The organism is Enterobacter sp. SCRI0065 (genome assembly GCF_059766475.1).
Genome location: NZ_JCBAJB010000001.1, coordinates 157,871 through 174,367, shown reverse-complemented (window position 1 = coordinate 174,367; position 16,497 = coordinate 157,871). Strand labels below are relative to the sequence as shown.

Genomic DNA, 16,497 nt, shown 5'->3' with positions numbered 1-16,497 from the left:
ACTCACGGTCAAACAGGGCGAATACTCTCTTCATCCAGATCTGCGTCGAAGAATCGGCGCAGGGTCTGGATGTTGTTATCCGCAGTAATTGACTCACGCGCCTGCGCGAGCTTTTCTTCATAAATGGCCTGACGCCACTCAAGCGGCGTACGTATTGCCGGATTATCATCTTCAATGATAGTCAATTCAACCGGCGCACCCTGTAATGCGGTGAGCGCTTCAGTCAGCACGTTTTGCGCGGACGGGGAATTGAGGTGCCGCTGGCTCGGACGCAGGTGCAGGCAAACGTGATTACCGTCCTGCTCTTTCCAGGCGTTGAGCGCGACCTGCTCGACCAGCTTCGGCAGTTGTAATTTGCTGACTTCGGCGGCCCAGGCATCACGCACCAGAGCCTCTTCAGCCAGTTTCGCCGCAAGCTCCGGCGTTTTGTCATGTTCCAGCGCTTTTTTGAGCGCTTTCGGTGTGGCGACTTCCACTTTCACCTCTTGGGTGATCGTGGTCGACTTCCACCGATAAGCCTCTTTCTTCGCCGGGGCTTTTGGTTCGAGCGTGGACGATGACGGGCGCGATTGTACGCGTTCCGTTACCGATGCCAGTCGTTCGAGTGCGGCGTTGTTAACCGGCCGCGCTCTTCCTGGCGCTGCCGGTTCACTCTTTTTTGGCTTGGTTACTCCCTGCGCGCGCTGTAGCTGGCTACGGGCGGCGAGCACCGAACTGGTGGCATCCGACAGCGGCATGTCCGACCCCGGAGGCGGCGCGGATGGCTGCGGTACCTGTGGCGGCGTCAATACGGCGGTTGGCGCAACCGGTGCAAAGGATTGTTGCGGTACCTCTGGCTCTGGCAGCGGCTTGCGCGGGTGGAACGCCAGAGCCCGCAGCAGCGTCATTTCTACGCCCATGCGTCGGTCTGGCGCAAACGGCAGCTCTTTGCGGCCAATCAGTAGCGTCTGGTAATAAAGCTGCACGTCGGCGGGAGGAACGGTGCGGGCAAGTTCACGCATCCGATGCTCAATCGCCGCCATATCAGCGCCTATCGCTGCTGGAGAAAGCTGTAGCATGGCAATCCGATGAAGCAGCGCGAGCATTTCCACCAGTAGCGCTTCCCACTCCACGCCACGGGAAGCCGCGGCGTTGACCAGCGTCATAACGCTTTCGCCGTTAGCGTCAATGACAGCCTCAATCAGCGACAGCGCTTGATCGTCGTCCAGCGTGCCGAGCATGGTGCTCACGGCCTCGGTAGACAGCTGGCCGTCACCGCTGGCAATCGCCTGATCGGTTAAGCTTAACGCGTCGCGCAAGCTGCCATCGGCGGCTCGCGCCAGCAGTTGCAGCGCGCGCGGCTCGTGGACAATTTTTTCTTCATCAAGAATATGTTCGAGCTGCGCGCGGATCTGTTCGACGTCCAGCGCCTTAAGATGGAACTGCAAGCAGCGCGACAGAATCGTCACCGGCAGTTTTTGCGGATCGGTGGTCGCCAGCAGGAATTTCACATGCGAAGGCGGCTCTTCCAGCGTTTTGAGTAGCGCGTTAAAGCTGTGACGAGACAGCATGTGTACTTCATCGATCAGATAGACCTTGAAGCGGCCACGGGCTGGCGCGTACTGCACGTTATCCAGCAGATCGCGGGTATCTTCGACCTTGGTGCGCGACGCGGCATCGATCTCAATAAGATCGACAAAACGCCCCTGCTCGATTTCACGGCAGTTATCACACACGCCGCACGGCGTTGCGGTGATCCCAGCTTCGCAATTGAGGCCTTTAGCCAACAAACGGGCGATAGAGGTTTTACCGACGCCGCGTGTGCCGGAGAAAAGATACGCGTGATGGATGCGTCCTAGCGACAAACCGTTCGCCAGGGCGGTCAGCACATGTTCCTGGCCGACTACGTCAGCAAAGGTTTGGGGTCGCCACTTTCGGGCTAACACCTGATAACTCATGGGCAGGCTCTGCAACGCTGGAAGGTGGATATTCAGGGGGGTAATGCTAACACAACCTCACCTTTTGGGCGAGGTTGTGGGAAGAGGGATTAATGACCCGGGAAAGGCACCAGGCTGTAACTGGTGATGCCCTGTTTTTCCAGGCGCTGTTCGCCGCCGAGATCGAACAGATTGATAACGAAGGCCGCATCGGTGACTTCGCCACCCAGGCGACGGATCAGCTTCACGGTCGCTTCAATGGTGCCACCAGTTGCCAGAAGATCGTCTACGACCAGCACTTTGTCACCTGGCTTAATCGCATCCACGTGAATTTCCAGCTGATCGGTACCGTATTCCAGCTCATAGCTTTCGGCGATGGTTTCGCGCGGCAGTTTACGCGGTTTACGCACCGGCACAAAGCCAACGCCCATGGCCAGCGCGACCGGCGCGCCGAACAGGAAGCCACGTGCTTCCGTGCCTACGACTTTGGTGATTCCGGCGTTTTTATAACGCTCAACCAGCAGTTCAATGCTGAGGGCGTACGCTTTCGGATCTTCCAGCATGCTGGTGACATCACGAAAAAGAATGCCAGGCTTCGGATAATCCTGGATGCTTTTGATGCTGTTTTTCAGAAATTCAAGCTGCTGTGCAGTTGCGGTCATCGGTTTGTGCCTAAATAAAACAGTGTGACTCACAGCGCGCGAAAAGGATGGTTAAGGTAACAATTGATTAACCTTTAACCAGGCGCACCTGTGCTCGAAAACGGTCGAATTTACTGACTGTGGGAGTGAATTGCAACAGCCATCATGGTGCTTGAGTGCTTTTATTGCTTTTCATCAACGACAGGAATTCTCCACATAAAGAATAGCAGGCAACTCAGGATGACCAACAGCAGGATGCGTACCCACATCATTTTCACCAGCCATAATGAAATCGCGAAGGTAATCAGTATCATCGCAATCGCGCGCGGCTTTGCACCAGGCGGCATCGCCCGGTATTGTTGCCAGTGGCGCAGGTATCCGCCAAACCATGAGCGGTACAGCAACCACTGATGAAATCGTGGCGACGAGCGGGCAAAACACCAGGCCGCCAACAGGATAAAAGGCGTGGTCGGTAATAAAGGTAAAACCACGCCAAGCGTGCCAAGCACTACCGCAAGCCAGCCAATGATGATTAAAATAGTACGCTTCATAATGCGAATCGTTATCAAACAGAACAACTACTTTACCACCGGAGAGCGGATTGAAAACAGCCTTGCTTCTAGAGACCCTGCAAAATCAGCTGACGTTACTGCGTGCTACGGCCGCGCCGCTGATGCAGCATGCGACGCTGAAACCGCGCTTTAATAAACAACTGTTCCGCACTCGCAGCACGCTGATGAAAGATTATCTCGACGAAGCGCAGGTCAATCTTGAAGAGTTAAGGCAGGCCGTGAATAACGCCCAGCGCGAGCAGGTGGCGTGGCTGGCGGAACATCTGACGGAGCAAATGACCGCCCTGCACCGCGAGATTACCGCCTGGCCGCTACGAGCGTGGGACAGCGCATCGCCCGGCACCAGGAAATGGCAACGTAAACGACTGGAAAATCAGGAGTTTGAGCGCCGTTTGCTCGACATGAAGCAGGAGCGTGAGCGCAGACTGGAGGCTACCGAAACGCTGCAAGAGCAGCAGCTTTTAATGCGTGAAATCACCGCTCTCGAAGGGCGCATCATTCGCTGCCGTCAGGCGCTGGAAGAGATTGAACGCGTCATTGAACGCATGACTCGCTAAAAGGAATACAAGATGTCGCTGGAAAACGCCCCCGATGAGGTCAAGCTAGCCGTCGATTTGATCATGCTGCTGGAAAACCACGCCCTCCCGGCAGAAACCGTGCTGAAGGCGCTGGAAATGGTGCGAAAAGATTTCGAGGCGAAATTGCCCTCACCCCTCACCCCGGCCCTCCCCCCAAAGGGGCGAGGGGGAAAAACGGGTCAGTGACACTCATTCAGCCCGCACAAGACAGTACCTTCTCCCTTTAAGGGAGAGGGTTCGGATGAGGGTCATTGCCTTTCATCTCGCGCTTCACTTCCGTGTGCTCATCACCTTTTTCATTTCGCAGGTGAACTTCAAGCTGGTTGAAAGCGATATTGATGTCGTTTTCACGGCACAAACGATCGATGGTGCGGTTAAGTTCATCCACCGTGTAGCTACGATCGCGCAGTTCGCGTACGTACAGACGCAGTTCGTGGTCCAGGGTGCTCGGACCAAAGGTGGTGAAGAATACCGACGGCTCCGGATCGTGCATGACTTTCGGATGATCCATCGCGGCTTTCAGCAGGACCTTTTTCACTTTATCCAGATCGGAACCGTAGGCCACGCCGAGGCGGATCACCACGCGAGTGATAGTGTCCGAGAGCGACCAGTTGATCAGGCGCTCGGTCACAAACGCTTTGTTCGGGATGATCACTTCTTTACGATCGAAATCGGTAATCGTCGTCGCGCGGATACGGATCTTGCTAACCGTACCGGAGAAGGTCCCGATCGTCACCGTATCGCCGATGCGCACCGGGCGTTCGAACAGGATAATCAGGCCAGAGACGAAGTTCCCGAAAATCTCCTGCAAGCCAAAACCAAGACCGACCGACAGCGCGGCGGCGAGCCACTGCAATTTATCCCATGAAACCCCAAGGGACCCGAACACGGTCATGGCACCCGCCACCAGAATCACATAGTTCAGGATCGTCGTAATCGCATAGGACGCCCCCTGACGCATGTTCAGGCGAGAGAGCACCAGCACTTCCAGCAGACCTGGTAAGTTGCGGATGAGCGCCCAGGCGACCATCGCGCAAACCAGAGCAAACAGCAGACTCCCCATGGTCACGCTTTTCATCACTGCCGCACCCGCTTCGGTGCCGTTGTACTGCCACAGGGTAATACTGTCGAGATAAGCAAAAACGGTAATTAAATCGGACCAGATAGCCCAGAACATGACGCCGAACAGCGCCATCATCACCAGCATGGTGATACGCAACGTTTGCTGGTTGACCTGCTCCAGCGCCATCGTCGGCTCTTCCTGCGGTTCAGCGCCTTCCGCGCCCTCTTTCACCATGTTCTGTCGGCGTGCCAGCGCACGGCGATAGGCGATACGACGAGCCGCTACGCTCAGGCCGCGCAGCACCGTTTGATAGAGCAGGTTCCACAGGATCACCAGATAGACGGTTTCAATCCAGCGGCCAGACAAGCGCAGCGTGGTATAGAAATAGCCCGTTGCGGTCAGCACCATTAGCGCCAGTGGAATTATCGCCAGCACGGTGACGGTGATCAGCCGAATATTATGTGACCCTTTGTCGCGCCAGCTGTCGCGGCACATAGGCCACATCAGCACAGCAATCAGCAGCAGGTTCAGCATAATGACCAACTGACCCAGCACATCGTCCATCAGATGCAGCGGAGAAAGTTCTGCGACCACTGACCAGAAGTGCAGCGGCAACAGCGCCAGGCTCACGCGCACAATCTGGCGACGCCAGTGGCTGGTCAGCTGTTCAGGCATATTGAAATGACGAACCGCGACGCCGTCTTTTTCCAGCACCTTCCAGCACAGTCCGAATATCAGCCAGAAGAGCGCCAGTTTTTTACTGAACGCCCACAGCAGATCGCTAATATTTAACTGCATGGTCAGCAATATCAGACCCGTAGCCAGAATAAGCAGACAGACTGGCATGGCGCGGATGAGATCGATGAATATCGCTTTTGGCGTATGCAGTTGGCTATCGTTACGCAGTTGGCCCACTTCTGAAGCCAGCTTCGCCTGATATTTTTTCAGCCAGCGCAGACGCCAACGAATCAAACCGGCGATCAACAGCAACGGCAAGCCCGCCAGGAAAGCAATCATTACCGCGGGCCAGGCCTTTTCCCAGTTAACGGTAATTTTCATGCTCTTGATCTGCGATTTCAGCGTTTCCGGGAAGGACTTGATCCAGTCCCAGTCCATCGGTTTGTTGCTGTTCACCCAGAAGATTTGCTGCGTCAGGATCTCCTGTAAGCTTTTAGACACGCTCACCAGCTGCTGCTGGTTGATTTGCAGGTTAATCGCCATCATGAGCTGATTGCCGAGCTGCTTGTTGAGCTGATCGAGCAGTTCACGGCGCATATCAACGACCTGAGTCAGCGCGTCATGCACTTCTGCGTTAACTTCGCTGGCGTGTCCTTCTTCTATTTTTGCCACAACAGCATCGCTCTGGAAAAGGGCGTCGCGCTGCTGGTTAACGTCGAACTGTTCAAGACGCAAATCCGCAATGCGGTTGGTCATGTCTTCCAGTTCATCCGCTGAGGGCAGCGTTTGCTGTTGCTGGTAAAGAATACGCGAGAGCAGCAGACTGCCTTTTAACACCGCAATCTGCTCTTTGATGTTGCGTTCCGCCTGCAATGCACGGTCCAGCCAGTTTTTGACCCTGATGTTTTGTTGAACCAGCGTGCTGCCACTCTGCGTGGCCTGGATCAAGCGCTGGCTCAGCTGCTGGTTGATGTCCAGCTCCTGCTTCACCAGCGGATTAGACTGGATACGCGCGGTTTCGTCCGGCGATACCGCTTCCTGCGCCGTTTTCTCCGTGAGGATAAGACGCTTGCTGTTAACGGCTTCCTGCAACAGCTGAAGTTGATGTTCGAGGCGATTAATATTCGCCGTCACGTAATCGCGCTGCTTTTGCAGGGTATCTTGTAAAACCGTATTCCCTTCCAGGCTCTTACGTTGCTGTTCGATTTGCGCATTGAGCAACGTTTGCTGAGTCAGCAGCAGAGTTTGCTGAGTGGGACGCAGTGCCCCCTCTCCCGCCGCTGTTCCGTTCAGGTGATTACGAATTTGCTGTAGCTGCTGCGACGCGCTGTACATGGCGTTCTGCACACGCTCAGGCTGAGTTTGCAATGAAACCAGCTGGCTATTGTAGGTGGCGAGATCGTTTTGTGCGGTTTGTAAATCGTCAAGCAGTTGAGAGACGCGTAGCTCAAGCTGACGCAATGAGAGCGTCGACAGCGTTTTGCGCGTTTCTTCATCATTATCTACGTCGCTCAGCGCGCTCAGGGCATCAGTCGCCTTACGCATGTTTTCCGGTGCCTGAGCAACCTTCTGACGAAGCTGGGTCGTTTCTGCTTTGATGCGCTCAATTTTATCAATGGTTTCGAGCGTTTCCGTCAAATCCTGCTGAACGAGTTTGTCCTGAGGTGACAAGTCTTTCTGTTTATTCAGCGTATCCAGCTGCGCCTGAATATCAGCTCGGGTTGGCGTCTCATTGCTGTTGTCCGCGCGAGCAAAGGAGGCAGGGGCCGCGGCAAAAAAAAGCAGCATGGCAAAAATAATGGCGAAAACAGAGTTTTGCGAGCGAGAATAGTGCAACATAGTTATGAGTTTGCTGTGAGAAGATGACCGAAAATAGTCGGTGCAAAGAATATCACGCGAGTCACAAGCAGAATAGCGAGAACGCTAAGGTCCAGGAAGATTCCTGGTGTTATTCAGGTTGGGAGGTCGCGCGAAGCGTTGGACACAGCTGGCACATCTCAATGAGGATAGCGACATAGCTGCGCGCTTCTTGTTTCAGGTCGAACGACTGGGGCGCAAAAAGCCAGTTTTCCATGAGCCCGGAAACATAGCTGCGCATCAGGATCGCGGTTCGGCGCGTCAGCAAATCGGCAGGTAGCATGTTGGCCTGGATACAGAGATTGAGGGTATGCTCAATGCGGTCGTAGCTTTCAATACAAAGACTTCGCTGAGCCTGTTGCACAATCGCCATTTCGCCGACAAACTCACATTTATGGAAGATGATTTCCATCATTAAACGGCGGCGTTCCTCAATGACTGTCGCCTCAAGAACATATACCAAAATCTCTCTCAAAACTGAGAGTGGATCGTCTGGGAATTTTGCCCGATACTCAGTCTCAAGATCGCCAATGCTGGATTCTGATAGCTCCCAGATTTCACTGAACAATTCTGACTTATTTTTGAAATGCCAATAAATCGCTCCACGCGTAACACCAGCGGCCTGAGCAATTTGCGCCAGTGAGGTTGATGAAACCCCCTGCTGCGAAAATAAGCGCATCGCCACATCCAGGATGTGCTGACGTGTCTCAAGTGCTTGTTGTTTGGTTTTTCGTGCCATGTGTGGGTGAATTTACAGTAGTCAGATTTACATACATTTATGAATGTATGTAACATAGCACGACGATAATATAAACGCAGCAATGGGTTTGCGGACTTTTGATCCATTGATCAATTTGAAATCGGACACTCGAGGTTTACATATGAACAAAAACAGAGGGTTAACGCCTCTGGCGATCGTTCTGATGCTCTCAGGCGGCTTAGCGCTTACAGGATGTGATGATAAACAGGCTCAACAAGGAGCTCAGCAGGCGCCAGAAGTTGGTGTGGTGACGCTCAAGAGTGAACCTCTTCAAATCACGACAGAATTACCGGGACGTACAAGCGCTTATCGCATTGCAGAGGTTCGTCCTCAGGTGAGTGGCATTATCCTGAAACGTAACTTCACCGAGGGCGGTGATGTAAAAGCAGGTGAGTCTCTGTATCAAATTGATCCAGCAACCTATCAGGCTTCTTACGACAGTGCTAAGGGCGATCTGGCGAAAGCAGAAGCAGCAGCCAAAATTTCCCAATTGACGCTGAATCGCTATAAAAAACTGCTCGGCACGCAGTACATCAGCCAACAGGATTATGATACGGCGCTGGCAGATTCTCAGCAGACTAACGCAACAGTGATTGCCGCAAAAGCTGCAGTAGAAACCGCACGCATCAACCTGGCGTATACCAAAGTGACCTCCCCTATTAGTGGTCGTATTGGTAAATCTTCTGTGACCGAAGGCGCTCTGGTGCAAAGCGGCCAGGCAACCGCGCTGGCAACCGTGCAGCAACTTGATCCGATCTACGTTGACGTCACCCAGTCCAGCAACGACTTCCTGCGCCTGAAACAGGAGCTGGCTAACGGCTCGCTGAAACAGGAAAACGGCAAAGCGAAAGTTGAGCTGGTGACCAATGACGGTATCAAGTTCCCGCAGGCTGGCACACTGGAATTTTCCGATGTGACGGTCGATCAGACCACGGGTTCCATCACCTTACGTGCGATTTTCCCGAACCCTGACGAGAGCTTGTTGCCAGGGATGTTTGTTCGCGCCCGTCTGGAAGAAGGTATCAACCCAACCGCACTTCTGGTGCCACAGCAGGGCGTAACACGTACGCCTCGCGGTGATGCTAGTGCGCTGGTTGTCGGTGCTGATGACAAAGTCGAGACCCGTCAAATCACTGCTTCGCAGGCGATTGGCGATAAATGGCTGGTCACAAAAGGTTTGAAAGATGGCGATCGCGTAATTATTACTGGTTTGCAAAAAGTACGTCCTGGCGCGCAGGTGAAGGCACAGGAAGTCAAATCTGACGAGAAACAACAAGCCGCGGCCGGTGGCGAGTCAGAACAAACCAAGTCTTAACTTAAACAGGAGCCGTTAAGACATGCCTAATTTCTTTATCGATCGCCCCATATTCGCATGGGTGATCGCCATAATTATCATGCTCGCCGGGGGACTTGCGATCCTGAAGCTGCCAGTGGCGCAATATCCAACGATTGCGCCGCCAGCCGTTTCGATCACAGCCACCTACCCTGGGGCTGATGCGAAAACGGTGCAGGACACCGTGACGCAGGTTATCGAACAGAACATGAACGGTATCGATAACCTGATGTACATGTCCTCCAACAGTGACTCAACCGGTACGGTTCAGATCACGCTGACCTTTGAGTCTGGTACCGATGCGGATATCGCGCAGGTTCAGGTGCAGAACAAACTGCAGCTGGCCATGCCGTTGCTGCCGCAAGAAGTGCAGCAGCAGGGTGTGAGCGTTGAGAAGTCGTCCAGTAGCTTCCTGATGGTTGTCGGCGTTATCAACACCAATGGCACCATGCCGCAGGAGGATATTTCCGACTACGTGGGCGCCAACATGAAGGATGCGATCAGCCGTACTTCTGGTGTGGGTGACGTGCAGCTGTTTGGTTCACAGTACGCGATGCGTATCTGGATGGACCCGAACAAGCTGAACAACTTCCAGCTGACGCCGGTTGACGTTATTGCGGCGATTAAAGCGCAAAACGCCCAGGTAGCAGCAGGTCAGTTGGGCGGTACGCCGCCGGTGAAAGGCCAGCAGTTGAACGCCTCTATCATTGCGCAGACCCGTCTCACCTCTGCCGATGAGTTCAGCAAAATTCTGCTGAAAGTGAATCAGGACGGTTCACAGGTTCGCCTGCGCGACGTTGCGAAGGTCGAACTGGGCGGTGAAAACTACGACGTTATCGCGAAGTTTAACGGCCAGCCGGCATCCGGTCTTGGGATTAAACTGGCAACCGGTGCAAACGCCCTGGATACCGCGACGGCAATTCGTGCTGAACTGGCGAAGATGGAGCCGTTCTTCCCGTCAGGTCTGAAAATCGTTTACCCGTATGACACCACGCCGTTCGTGCAGATCTCTATTCACGAAGTGGTTAAAACGCTGGTAGAAGCGATTATTCTGGTCTTCCTGGTGATGTACCTGTTCCTGCAAAACTTCCGTGCGACGCTGATTCCTACTATCGCCGTACCGGTCGTGCTGCTGGGGACCTTTGCTATCCTCTCCATCTTCGGCTTCTCGATAAACACCCTAACGATGTTCGGTATGGTGCTTGCGATAGGCTTGCTCGTCGATGACGCCATCGTGGTGGTCGAAAACGTCGAGCGAGTCATGGCAGAAGAAGGGCTCCCGCCGAAGGAAGCGACGCGAAAATCGATGGGCCAGATTCAGGGCGCATTGGTCGGTATCGCGATGGTGCTGTCAGCGGTATTTATCCCGATGGCCTTCTTTGGAGGCTCCACCGGTGCGATTTACCGTCAGTTCTCCATCACCATTGTTTCGGCGATGGCACTGTCAGTACTCGTGGCATTGATCCTGACGCCAGCACTGTGCGCCACCATGCTGAAGCCGATCGCTAAAGGCGACCACGGCGAGAACAAGAAAGGGTTCTTCGGCTGGTTTAACCGCATGTTTGATAAGAGCACGCATCACTATACCGACAGCGTGGGCGGCATTTTGCGCAGCACCGGTCGTTACCTGTTGCTCTATATCATCATCGTGGTCGGCATGGCGTTCCTGTTTGTTCGTCTGCCAAGCTCGTTCCTGCCGGACGAAGACCAGGGCGTGTTCCTGACGATGGCACAGCTTCCAGCGGGTGCATCGCAAGAACGTACTCAGAAAGTGCTGGATGAAGTCACTGACTACTACCTCACCAAAGAAAAAGACAACGTTGAATCGGTGTTTGCGGTTAACGGCTTTGGCTTTGCAGGTCGTGGTCAGAACACCGGTATCGCCTTCGTTTCCCTGAAAGACTGGAGCCAACGTCCAGGTGAAGAGAATAAGGTTGAGGCGATTACGGGCCGTGCGATGGGTAAATTCTCGCAGATTAAAGATGCGATGGTCTTCGCCTTTAACCTGCCAGCGATTGTTGAACTGGGTACGGCTACCGGCTTCGACTTCCAGCTGATTGACCAGGGTGGTTTGGGTCACGAAAAACTGACGCAGGCACGTAATCAGCTGTTTGGCGAAGTGGCTAAACATCCTGACCTGCTGGTCGGCGTTCGTCCTAACGGCCTGGAAGATACCCCACAGTACAAGGTCGATATCGATCAGGAAAAAGCACAGGCACTGGGCGTTTCTATTAGCGACATCAATACCACACTGGGCGCGGCCTGGGGCGGTAGCTACGTCAACGACTTCATCGACCGTGGCCGTGTGAAGAAAGTGTACGTGATGTCCGAAGCCCAATACCGTATGTTGCCGAACGATATCAACAACTGGTTCGTGCGCGGTAGCGATGGTCAAATGGTACCGTTCTCTGCGTTCTCTACCTCGCATTGGGAATACGGTTCACCGCGTCTGGAACGCTACAACGGCTTGCCTTCGATGGAAATCCTGGGCCAGGCTGCGCCAGGCAGAAGTACCGGTGAAGCCATGAACCTAATGGAAGAGTTGGCGAGCAAGTTGCCTTCGGGTATTGGCTATGACTGGACGGGCATGTCCTACCAGGAACGTCTGTCCGGTAACCAGGCCCCTGCCCTGTATGCCATCTCGTTAATCGTGGTGTTCTTGTGTCTGGCAGCGTTGTACGAGAGCTGGTCGATTCCGTTCTCCGTTATGCTGGTGGTACCGTTGGGTGTTATCGGGGCGCTGGTTGCCGCGACATTCCGTGGACTCACAAACGACGTTTACTTCCAGGTGGGCCTGCTGACAACCATTGGCTTGTCGGCGAAGAACGCGATACTTATCGTGGAATTCGCCAAAGATCTGATGGATAAAGAAGGCAAAGGCCTGATTGAGGCAACGCTGGAAGCGGTACGTATGCGTCTGCGTCCAATCCTGATGACCTCCCTGGCATTTATCCTCGGTGTTATGCCGCTGGTCATCAGCTCTGGCGCAGGCTCCGGTGCTCAGAACGCCGTGGGTACAGGCGTAATGGGCGGGATGGTGACCGCGACCGTACTGGCTATCTTCTTCGTTCCGGTGTTCTTCGTGGTGGTTCGCCGCCGCTTTAGCCGCAAGAATGAAGATGTTGAGCACAGCCACTCGGTTGACCATCACTGATACCGGTTCCTACCGATAAAAAGGCCGCGCTAGCGGCCTTTTTTTCTGCCTGAAAATCATAATTTACACTTATTGTTATTTCATTTATTTTCTGCCATCGTAATTAGGCATACCATATTTAATGGCTTTCTTAATCGATGAACTTACGGTTTTTTTAATTTCATTTCGCCTCATTAATTATTAGGACTATTCCTGGTAGTTTACCTTAGCCATTAACACGTCGGTTTCTGGATTTCATTTGAAGCTAAAAGCTAAGATGATGAATCCTAAGGAAGCTCTGAAAAAACAAGTCTTGAAACAGATAAAAATGGACCCTGGAAGAATGGTCATTTGCGTAAAGCTTCGCAGATAAGTCTTTTAATTGTAATTTTTCGTAATAGCGCGATGAAATCTTGATCAGAGTGTCTTATAGTTAAAGACATCAGGAAAACAGCACCCGTTGCGGCTAAGTATGTTGTATCCATCCCGACATTTGATGTTCGGTGAGTAAGAAATCACTCAAAAGGGGATGCACTATGGACGAGTACTCGCCAAAAAGGCATGATATTGCACAGTTGAAATTTCTCTGCGAATCCCTGTACCATGACTGCCTTGCCAATCTTGATGAAAGCAATCATGGCTGGGTGAACGATCCGACCTCTTCAATCAACTTACAGTTAAATGAGCTGGTAGAGCATATAGCGACCTTCGCACTTAATTATAAAATTAAGTACAATGAAGATAATAAACTGATTGAGCAGATTGATGAATATCTGGACGACACCTTTATGTTGTTCAGCAGCTACGGCATTAACACGCAGGATTTGCAAAAATGGCGTAAATCTGGAAACCGGCTATTCCGTTGTTTCGTCAACGTCAGCAGAGCCAATCCAGTGAGTCATTCCTGTTAAAACTATTACAATTACTTAGGTGAATTTATGTCTGATAAACCATTAACAAAGACAGATTATTTGATGCGCTTGCGACGCTGTCAGTCGCTCGACACGTTAGAAAGAGTTATTGAAAAAAATAAATACGAGCTTCCGGATCACGAGTTGGCGGTATTTTATTCAGCGGCCGACCATCGCCTCGCCGAGTTAACCATGAATAAGTTGTATGACAAAATCCCAACATCTGTATGGAAGTTTGTTCGATAATTACGAGTGATTTGTTTTAGAGGTTGTCACGTCATCTTCCTATTATGCTGAATTCACCTTTTAATTTACGATCCTTGAGCAACAGGCAGACTCACCGTTTCATACGCGCGGGTAGGCAATAATGTTGTGAGCTTCATCACGCCAACTCACCGGGAACGTTCCCTTTTTGAATGGGCTTCTTTACGCTAACGTGTATCGAATGAACCCTCTCAATAAGGCAATCTCATGAGTGAAGAAAAACAAAAGATGATCGCAGGTGAGCTTTATCGCCCTTCGGACGAAACGTTACGGGCAGAACGCCTGCGCGCACGTCACCTCGTTCACCGTTATAACCACACTGGCCCCGATGCAAAAGCAGAACGTCAGAGCCTGCTGGCCGAATTGTTGGGGCAAAGCGAAGGGGCGTATATCGAGCCAAGCTTCCGCTGCGACTACGGTTATAATATTTTCCTCGGAAAAGAATTTTACGCAAACTTCGATTGTGTGATGCTGGATGTCTGCCCTATTCATATCGGCGATAATTGCATGCTCGCGCCGGGGGTTCATATTTACACGGCCACCCATCCGTTGGATGCAACCGAGCGTAATAGCGGAGCAGAACTGGGCAAGCCTGTGACTATCGGTAATAATGTGTGGATTGGTGGACGCGCGGTCATTAACCCCGGCGTCACGATTGGGGACAATGTGGTCGTTGCTTCTGGCGCGGTCGTGACAAAAGACGTTCCTGCCAATGTGGTTGTTGGTGGTAATCCCGCAAAGATCATCAAAACGCTCTAATCCGTGATTAAGTAACTGTTATGGTTTTTCCCCCTCTAACTGTTACTTTTTTCCACCCGATCGCTCCCCTAAAATAGTCAGATCCCCCTGTATTTTGCAGAATTCATGAAGGCAATAAATGACAGAGATACAGCGCCTGCTTACTCAAACCATCGACGATCTTAACTCCCGCGAAAAGCGTGACAATCGCCCGCGCTTTAGCATCAGCTTTATCCGTAAACACCCGGGCTTATTTTTAGCCATGTATGCCGCTTTACTGGCGACGCTGGCCGTGATGCTGCTGTCCGAAACCCTTGTTGATTCAGTATGGCTGCTGGTGGTTTTGTTTGTCGTCTTTAACGTGTTCTTCTTCTTTGACGTTAATCCTCGCTATCGCTACGAAGATATCGACGTGCTTGATTTTCGCGTCTGCTATAACGGCGAATGGTACAACACACGCTATGTACCAGAGGAATTACTGAAAAACATTCTGCACTCTCCGAATGTCGAAGAAGAACAAAAGGCAAAACTGCAGAAAATGATCGCCACTAAAGGCGAACTGTCGTTCTACGACGTCTTCACCCTTTCGCGCCCCGCAGCTGCATAATAATACTCTGCAAGCGCCTGATAGCAGGCGCAAATTGCGACGCAGAGGTATTACCGTAGCCCAGAACCAGCCCCGACTGCCCCTGCGATACGTCAAGGTAATAGCCACTTAACGCCGCAGGTGCCAGCTGAAAGAATTTGCTCTGCTGCACCACGGCTTTGTCATCTATACCGTCTATCGCCACCGTCAGGTGCATTCCGCCTTCCCCGGCCAAAACGCGGTGCGCAACGTGAAGCTCGGCGTTAAGAACTTCCCGCAACTGTTTGTAGCGCTTGCGATACAGACGGCGCATGGCCGCAAGATGTCGCGCGTAATGTCCCTCCTCAATAAACAGCGCCAGCGTACGCTGTTCAGCACGATGCCCACCGCGAAGCAGCGACCCTATCGCAGGTTTCACGACAGAGGCTAATGCCGGTGGCAGGACCATAAATCCGGTACGCAATGCTGGAAATAATGTTTTGCTGAAGGTGCCTACATAGACGACCGGCGCATTTTTCATCATCCCCAACATGGCGGGAATCGGTTCGCCGCTGTAGCGAAACTCACTGTCATAATCATCTTCGATTATCCACGCACCCTGCGTGCGGGCAAATTCCAGCAGCGCAAGTCGTCGGCTGGCGCTTAACACGCTTCCGTAAGGAAACTGGTGCGACGGAGAGGTAAATATCAGTGTCGGTGAGCACTCACCTTGCCCATCCCAGCGCATTCCCTCGCCGTCAATCGGCATGCCGACCATGGATAAGCCCGCTTTGGTGAATGCACTTTTCGCTCCGGCATAGCCGGGATCTTCTATCCAGGCGATATTCCCCGGCTCACTGAGTAAGAGCGTGCATAAACTCAACCCTTCCAGCGCGCCTTCGGTGATGATGATTTGGCTGGCATCGCAGTCAATTCCACGCGATAGCGCCAGATGACGGGCGATTGCCTCGCGCAGACTTATTTCTCCAGCCGGATCGCCATAGCCTAACAGCGCACTTCCTTCTTCGCGCAACACGCGATCGTACAGGCGTCGCCATAAGGGCAATGGGAAATAGTTAATCGCCGGGGTCCCCGGCGTGAAAGCAGGAACCGGTGTCCCTCTTGGTGTTGGCGCGGGAAGTTTTGCGACACGTTGCGCTAACGTTACCCCGGGTGCATACGATGACTGCGCAATATCACGATGGGCAAGCTGCGCGACACGCGTTCCCTGGCGGCTACGCAGTAGATAACCTTCGAGGGTGAGTTGCTCTAGCGCCGCGTTGACGGTATTACGCGACATCGTCAACTGTTGCGCTATGACGCGGGATCCCGGCAGACGACTATCTGCCTGTATTCTGCCGTTAAGCACCGCATCGCGCAGCGCGTGATAAAGCGTGCGCTGCAGCGTCTCTTCGCCGCGTTTTTGCAGCGCTTCATTCAGTAATGCATAAAACTCATCGCCTGGAATATTCATGCCTGCCTCCGTGG

Annotated in this window: 14 protein-coding genes and 1 other annotated feature; of the genes, 8 read left to right on the top strand and 6 right to left on the bottom strand. The window is 52.9% G+C overall.

Annotation, left to right across the window (positions count from 1 at the left end):
• Nucleotides 1-8: 8 nt before the first annotated feature.
• The 3 genes from dnaX to AC6EMZ_RS00805 all read right to left on the bottom strand — a co-directional run bounded on the left by dnaX (nt 9) and on the right by AC6EMZ_RS00805 (nt 3,108).
• Entirely contained in the window at nt 9-1,937 is a 1,929-nt protein-coding gene (gene dnaX / locus AC6EMZ_RS00815; protein ID WP_498400480.1) for a DNA polymerase III subunit gamma/tau, read from the bottom strand.
• Nucleotides 615-679, bottom strand: a sequence feature (DnaX frameshifting element). (Overlaps the previous gene by 65 nt.)
• A gap of 89 nt (nt 1,938-2,026) precedes the next feature.
• Entirely contained in the window at nt 2,027-2,578 is a 552-nt protein-coding gene (gene apt, locus AC6EMZ_RS00810; protein WP_498400479.1) for an adenine phosphoribosyltransferase, read from the bottom strand.
• Between the two features lie 161 nt (nt 2,579-2,739).
• A complete protein-coding gene (locus AC6EMZ_RS00805) occupies nt 2,740-3,108 on the bottom strand; it encodes a DUF454 family protein (protein ID WP_498400478.1) in 369 nt (122 codons plus the stop codon).
• 50 nt (nt 3,109-3,158) lie between these two features.
• Between AC6EMZ_RS00805 and priC the strand changes: the two genes are divergently transcribed.
• Both priC and rsmS read left to right on the top strand, forming a co-directional pair.
• On the top strand, nt 3,159-3,686 hold the full coding sequence (gene priC / locus AC6EMZ_RS00800) for a primosomal replication protein N'' (protein WP_498400477.1): 528 nt from the start codon (nt 3,159-3,161) through the stop codon (nt 3,684-3,686).
• A 12-nt stretch (nt 3,687-3,698) separates the two neighbouring features.
• Complete coding sequence (gene rsmS, locus AC6EMZ_RS00795; RefSeq protein ID WP_498400476.1) at nt 3,699-3,893, top strand: pleiotropic regulatory protein RsmS; 195 nt, start codon at nt 3,699-3,701, stop codon at nt 3,891-3,893.
• A 37-nt stretch (nt 3,894-3,930) separates the two neighbouring features.
• Here the strand turns inward: rsmS and mscK are convergent, their stop codons facing one another.
• Together mscK and acrR are read right to left on the bottom strand one after the other, a co-directional pair.
• Entirely contained in the window at nt 3,931-7,287 is a 3,357-nt protein-coding gene (mscK, locus tag AC6EMZ_RS00790; RefSeq protein WP_498400475.1) for a mechanosensitive channel MscK, read from the bottom strand.
• A 109-nt stretch (nt 7,288-7,396) separates the two neighbouring features.
• Nucleotides 7,397-8,044, bottom strand: coding sequence for a multidrug efflux transporter transcriptional repressor AcrR (gene acrR / locus AC6EMZ_RS00785; protein ID WP_498400474.1), 648 nt, complete (start codon nt 8,042-8,044; stop codon nt 7,397-7,399).
• A 142-nt stretch (nt 8,045-8,186) separates the two neighbouring features.
• Between acrR and acrA the strand changes: the two genes are divergently transcribed.
• From acrA to AC6EMZ_RS00755, 6 genes are all read left to right on the top strand, one after another.
• The gene (acrA, locus tag AC6EMZ_RS00780; RefSeq protein ID WP_498400473.1) at nt 8,187-9,380 is read left to right on the top strand and encodes a multidrug efflux RND transporter periplasmic adaptor subunit AcrA; all 1,194 of its coding nucleotides are present in this window, start codon (nt 8,187-8,189) and stop codon (nt 9,378-9,380) included.
• Nucleotides 9,381-9,402: 22 nt separating this feature from the next.
• On the top strand, nt 9,403-12,552 hold the full coding sequence (gene acrB, locus AC6EMZ_RS00775; RefSeq protein WP_498400472.1) for a multidrug efflux RND transporter permease subunit AcrB: 3,150 nt from the start codon (nt 9,403-9,405) through the stop codon (nt 12,550-12,552).
• Nucleotides 12,553-13,067: 515 nt separating this feature from the next.
• A complete protein-coding gene (tomB, locus tag AC6EMZ_RS00770; protein ID WP_498400471.1) occupies nt 13,068-13,442 on the top strand; it encodes an Hha toxicity modulator TomB in 375 nt (124 codons plus the stop codon).
• Between the two features lie 27 nt (nt 13,443-13,469).
• Complete coding sequence (gene hha / locus AC6EMZ_RS00765; protein ID WP_154127670.1) at nt 13,470-13,688, top strand: hemolysin expression-modulating protein Hha; 219 nt, start codon at nt 13,470-13,472, stop codon at nt 13,686-13,688.
• A gap of 225 nt (nt 13,689-13,913) precedes the next feature.
• On the top strand, nt 13,914-14,465 hold the full coding sequence (gene maa, locus AC6EMZ_RS00760; protein WP_498400470.1) for a maltose O-acetyltransferase: 552 nt from the start codon (nt 13,914-13,916) through the stop codon (nt 14,463-14,465).
• A 118-nt stretch (nt 14,466-14,583) separates the two neighbouring features.
• Complete coding sequence (locus tag AC6EMZ_RS00755) at nt 14,584-15,051, top strand: YlaC family protein (protein WP_498400469.1); 468 nt, start codon at nt 14,584-14,586, stop codon at nt 15,049-15,051.
• Here AC6EMZ_RS00755 and pdxR read toward each other — a convergent pair.
• Entirely contained in the window at nt 15,023-16,483 is a 1,461-nt protein-coding gene (gene pdxR, locus AC6EMZ_RS00750) for a MocR-like pyridoxine biosynthesis transcription factor PdxR (protein ID WP_498400468.1), read from the bottom strand. The two genes, AC6EMZ_RS00755 and pdxR, sit on opposite strands and share 29 nt — an antisense overlap.
• Nucleotides 16,484-16,497 lie beyond the last annotated feature (14 nt).

Excerpts from the sequence above, each read along its gene's own strand:
- dnaX (WP_498400480.1), bottom strand. The coding sequence starts at position 1,937 with ATGAGTTATCAGGTGTTAGCCCGAAAGTGGCGACCCCAAACCTTTGCT.
- apt (WP_498400479.1), bottom strand. The coding sequence starts at position 2,578 with ATGACCGCAACTGCACAGCAGCTTGAATTTCTGAAAAACAGCATCAAA.
- AC6EMZ_RS00805 (WP_498400478.1), bottom strand. The coding sequence starts at position 3,108 with ATGAAGCGTACTATTTTAATCATCATTGGCTGGCTTGCGGTAGTGCTT.
- rsmS (WP_498400476.1), top strand. The coding sequence starts at position 3,699 with ATGTCGCTGGAAAACGCCCCCGATGAGGTCAAGCTAGCCGTCGATTTG.
- mscK (WP_498400475.1), bottom strand. The coding sequence starts at position 7,287 with ATGTTGCACTATTCTCGCTCGCAAAACTCTGTTTTCGCCATTATTTTT.
- acrR (WP_498400474.1), bottom strand. The coding sequence starts at position 8,044 with ATGGCACGAAAAACCAAACAACAAGCACTTGAGACACGTCAGCACATC.
- acrA (WP_498400473.1), top strand. The coding sequence starts at position 8,187 with ATGAACAAAAACAGAGGGTTAACGCCTCTGGCGATCGTTCTGATGCTC.
- acrB (WP_498400472.1), top strand. The coding sequence starts at position 9,403 with ATGCCTAATTTCTTTATCGATCGCCCCATATTCGCATGGGTGATCGCC.
- tomB (WP_498400471.1), top strand. The coding sequence starts at position 13,068 with ATGGACGAGTACTCGCCAAAAAGGCATGATATTGCACAGTTGAAATTT.
- hha (WP_154127670.1), top strand. The coding sequence starts at position 13,470 with ATGTCTGATAAACCATTAACAAAGACAGATTATTTGATGCGCTTGCGA.
- maa (WP_498400470.1), top strand. The coding sequence starts at position 13,914 with ATGAGTGAAGAAAAACAAAAGATGATCGCAGGTGAGCTTTATCGCCCT.
- AC6EMZ_RS00755 (WP_498400469.1), top strand. The coding sequence starts at position 14,584 with ATGACAGAGATACAGCGCCTGCTTACTCAAACCATCGACGATCTTAAC.
- pdxR (WP_498400468.1), bottom strand. The coding sequence starts at position 16,483 with ATGAATATTCCAGGCGATGAGTTTTATGCATTACTGAATGAAGCGCTG.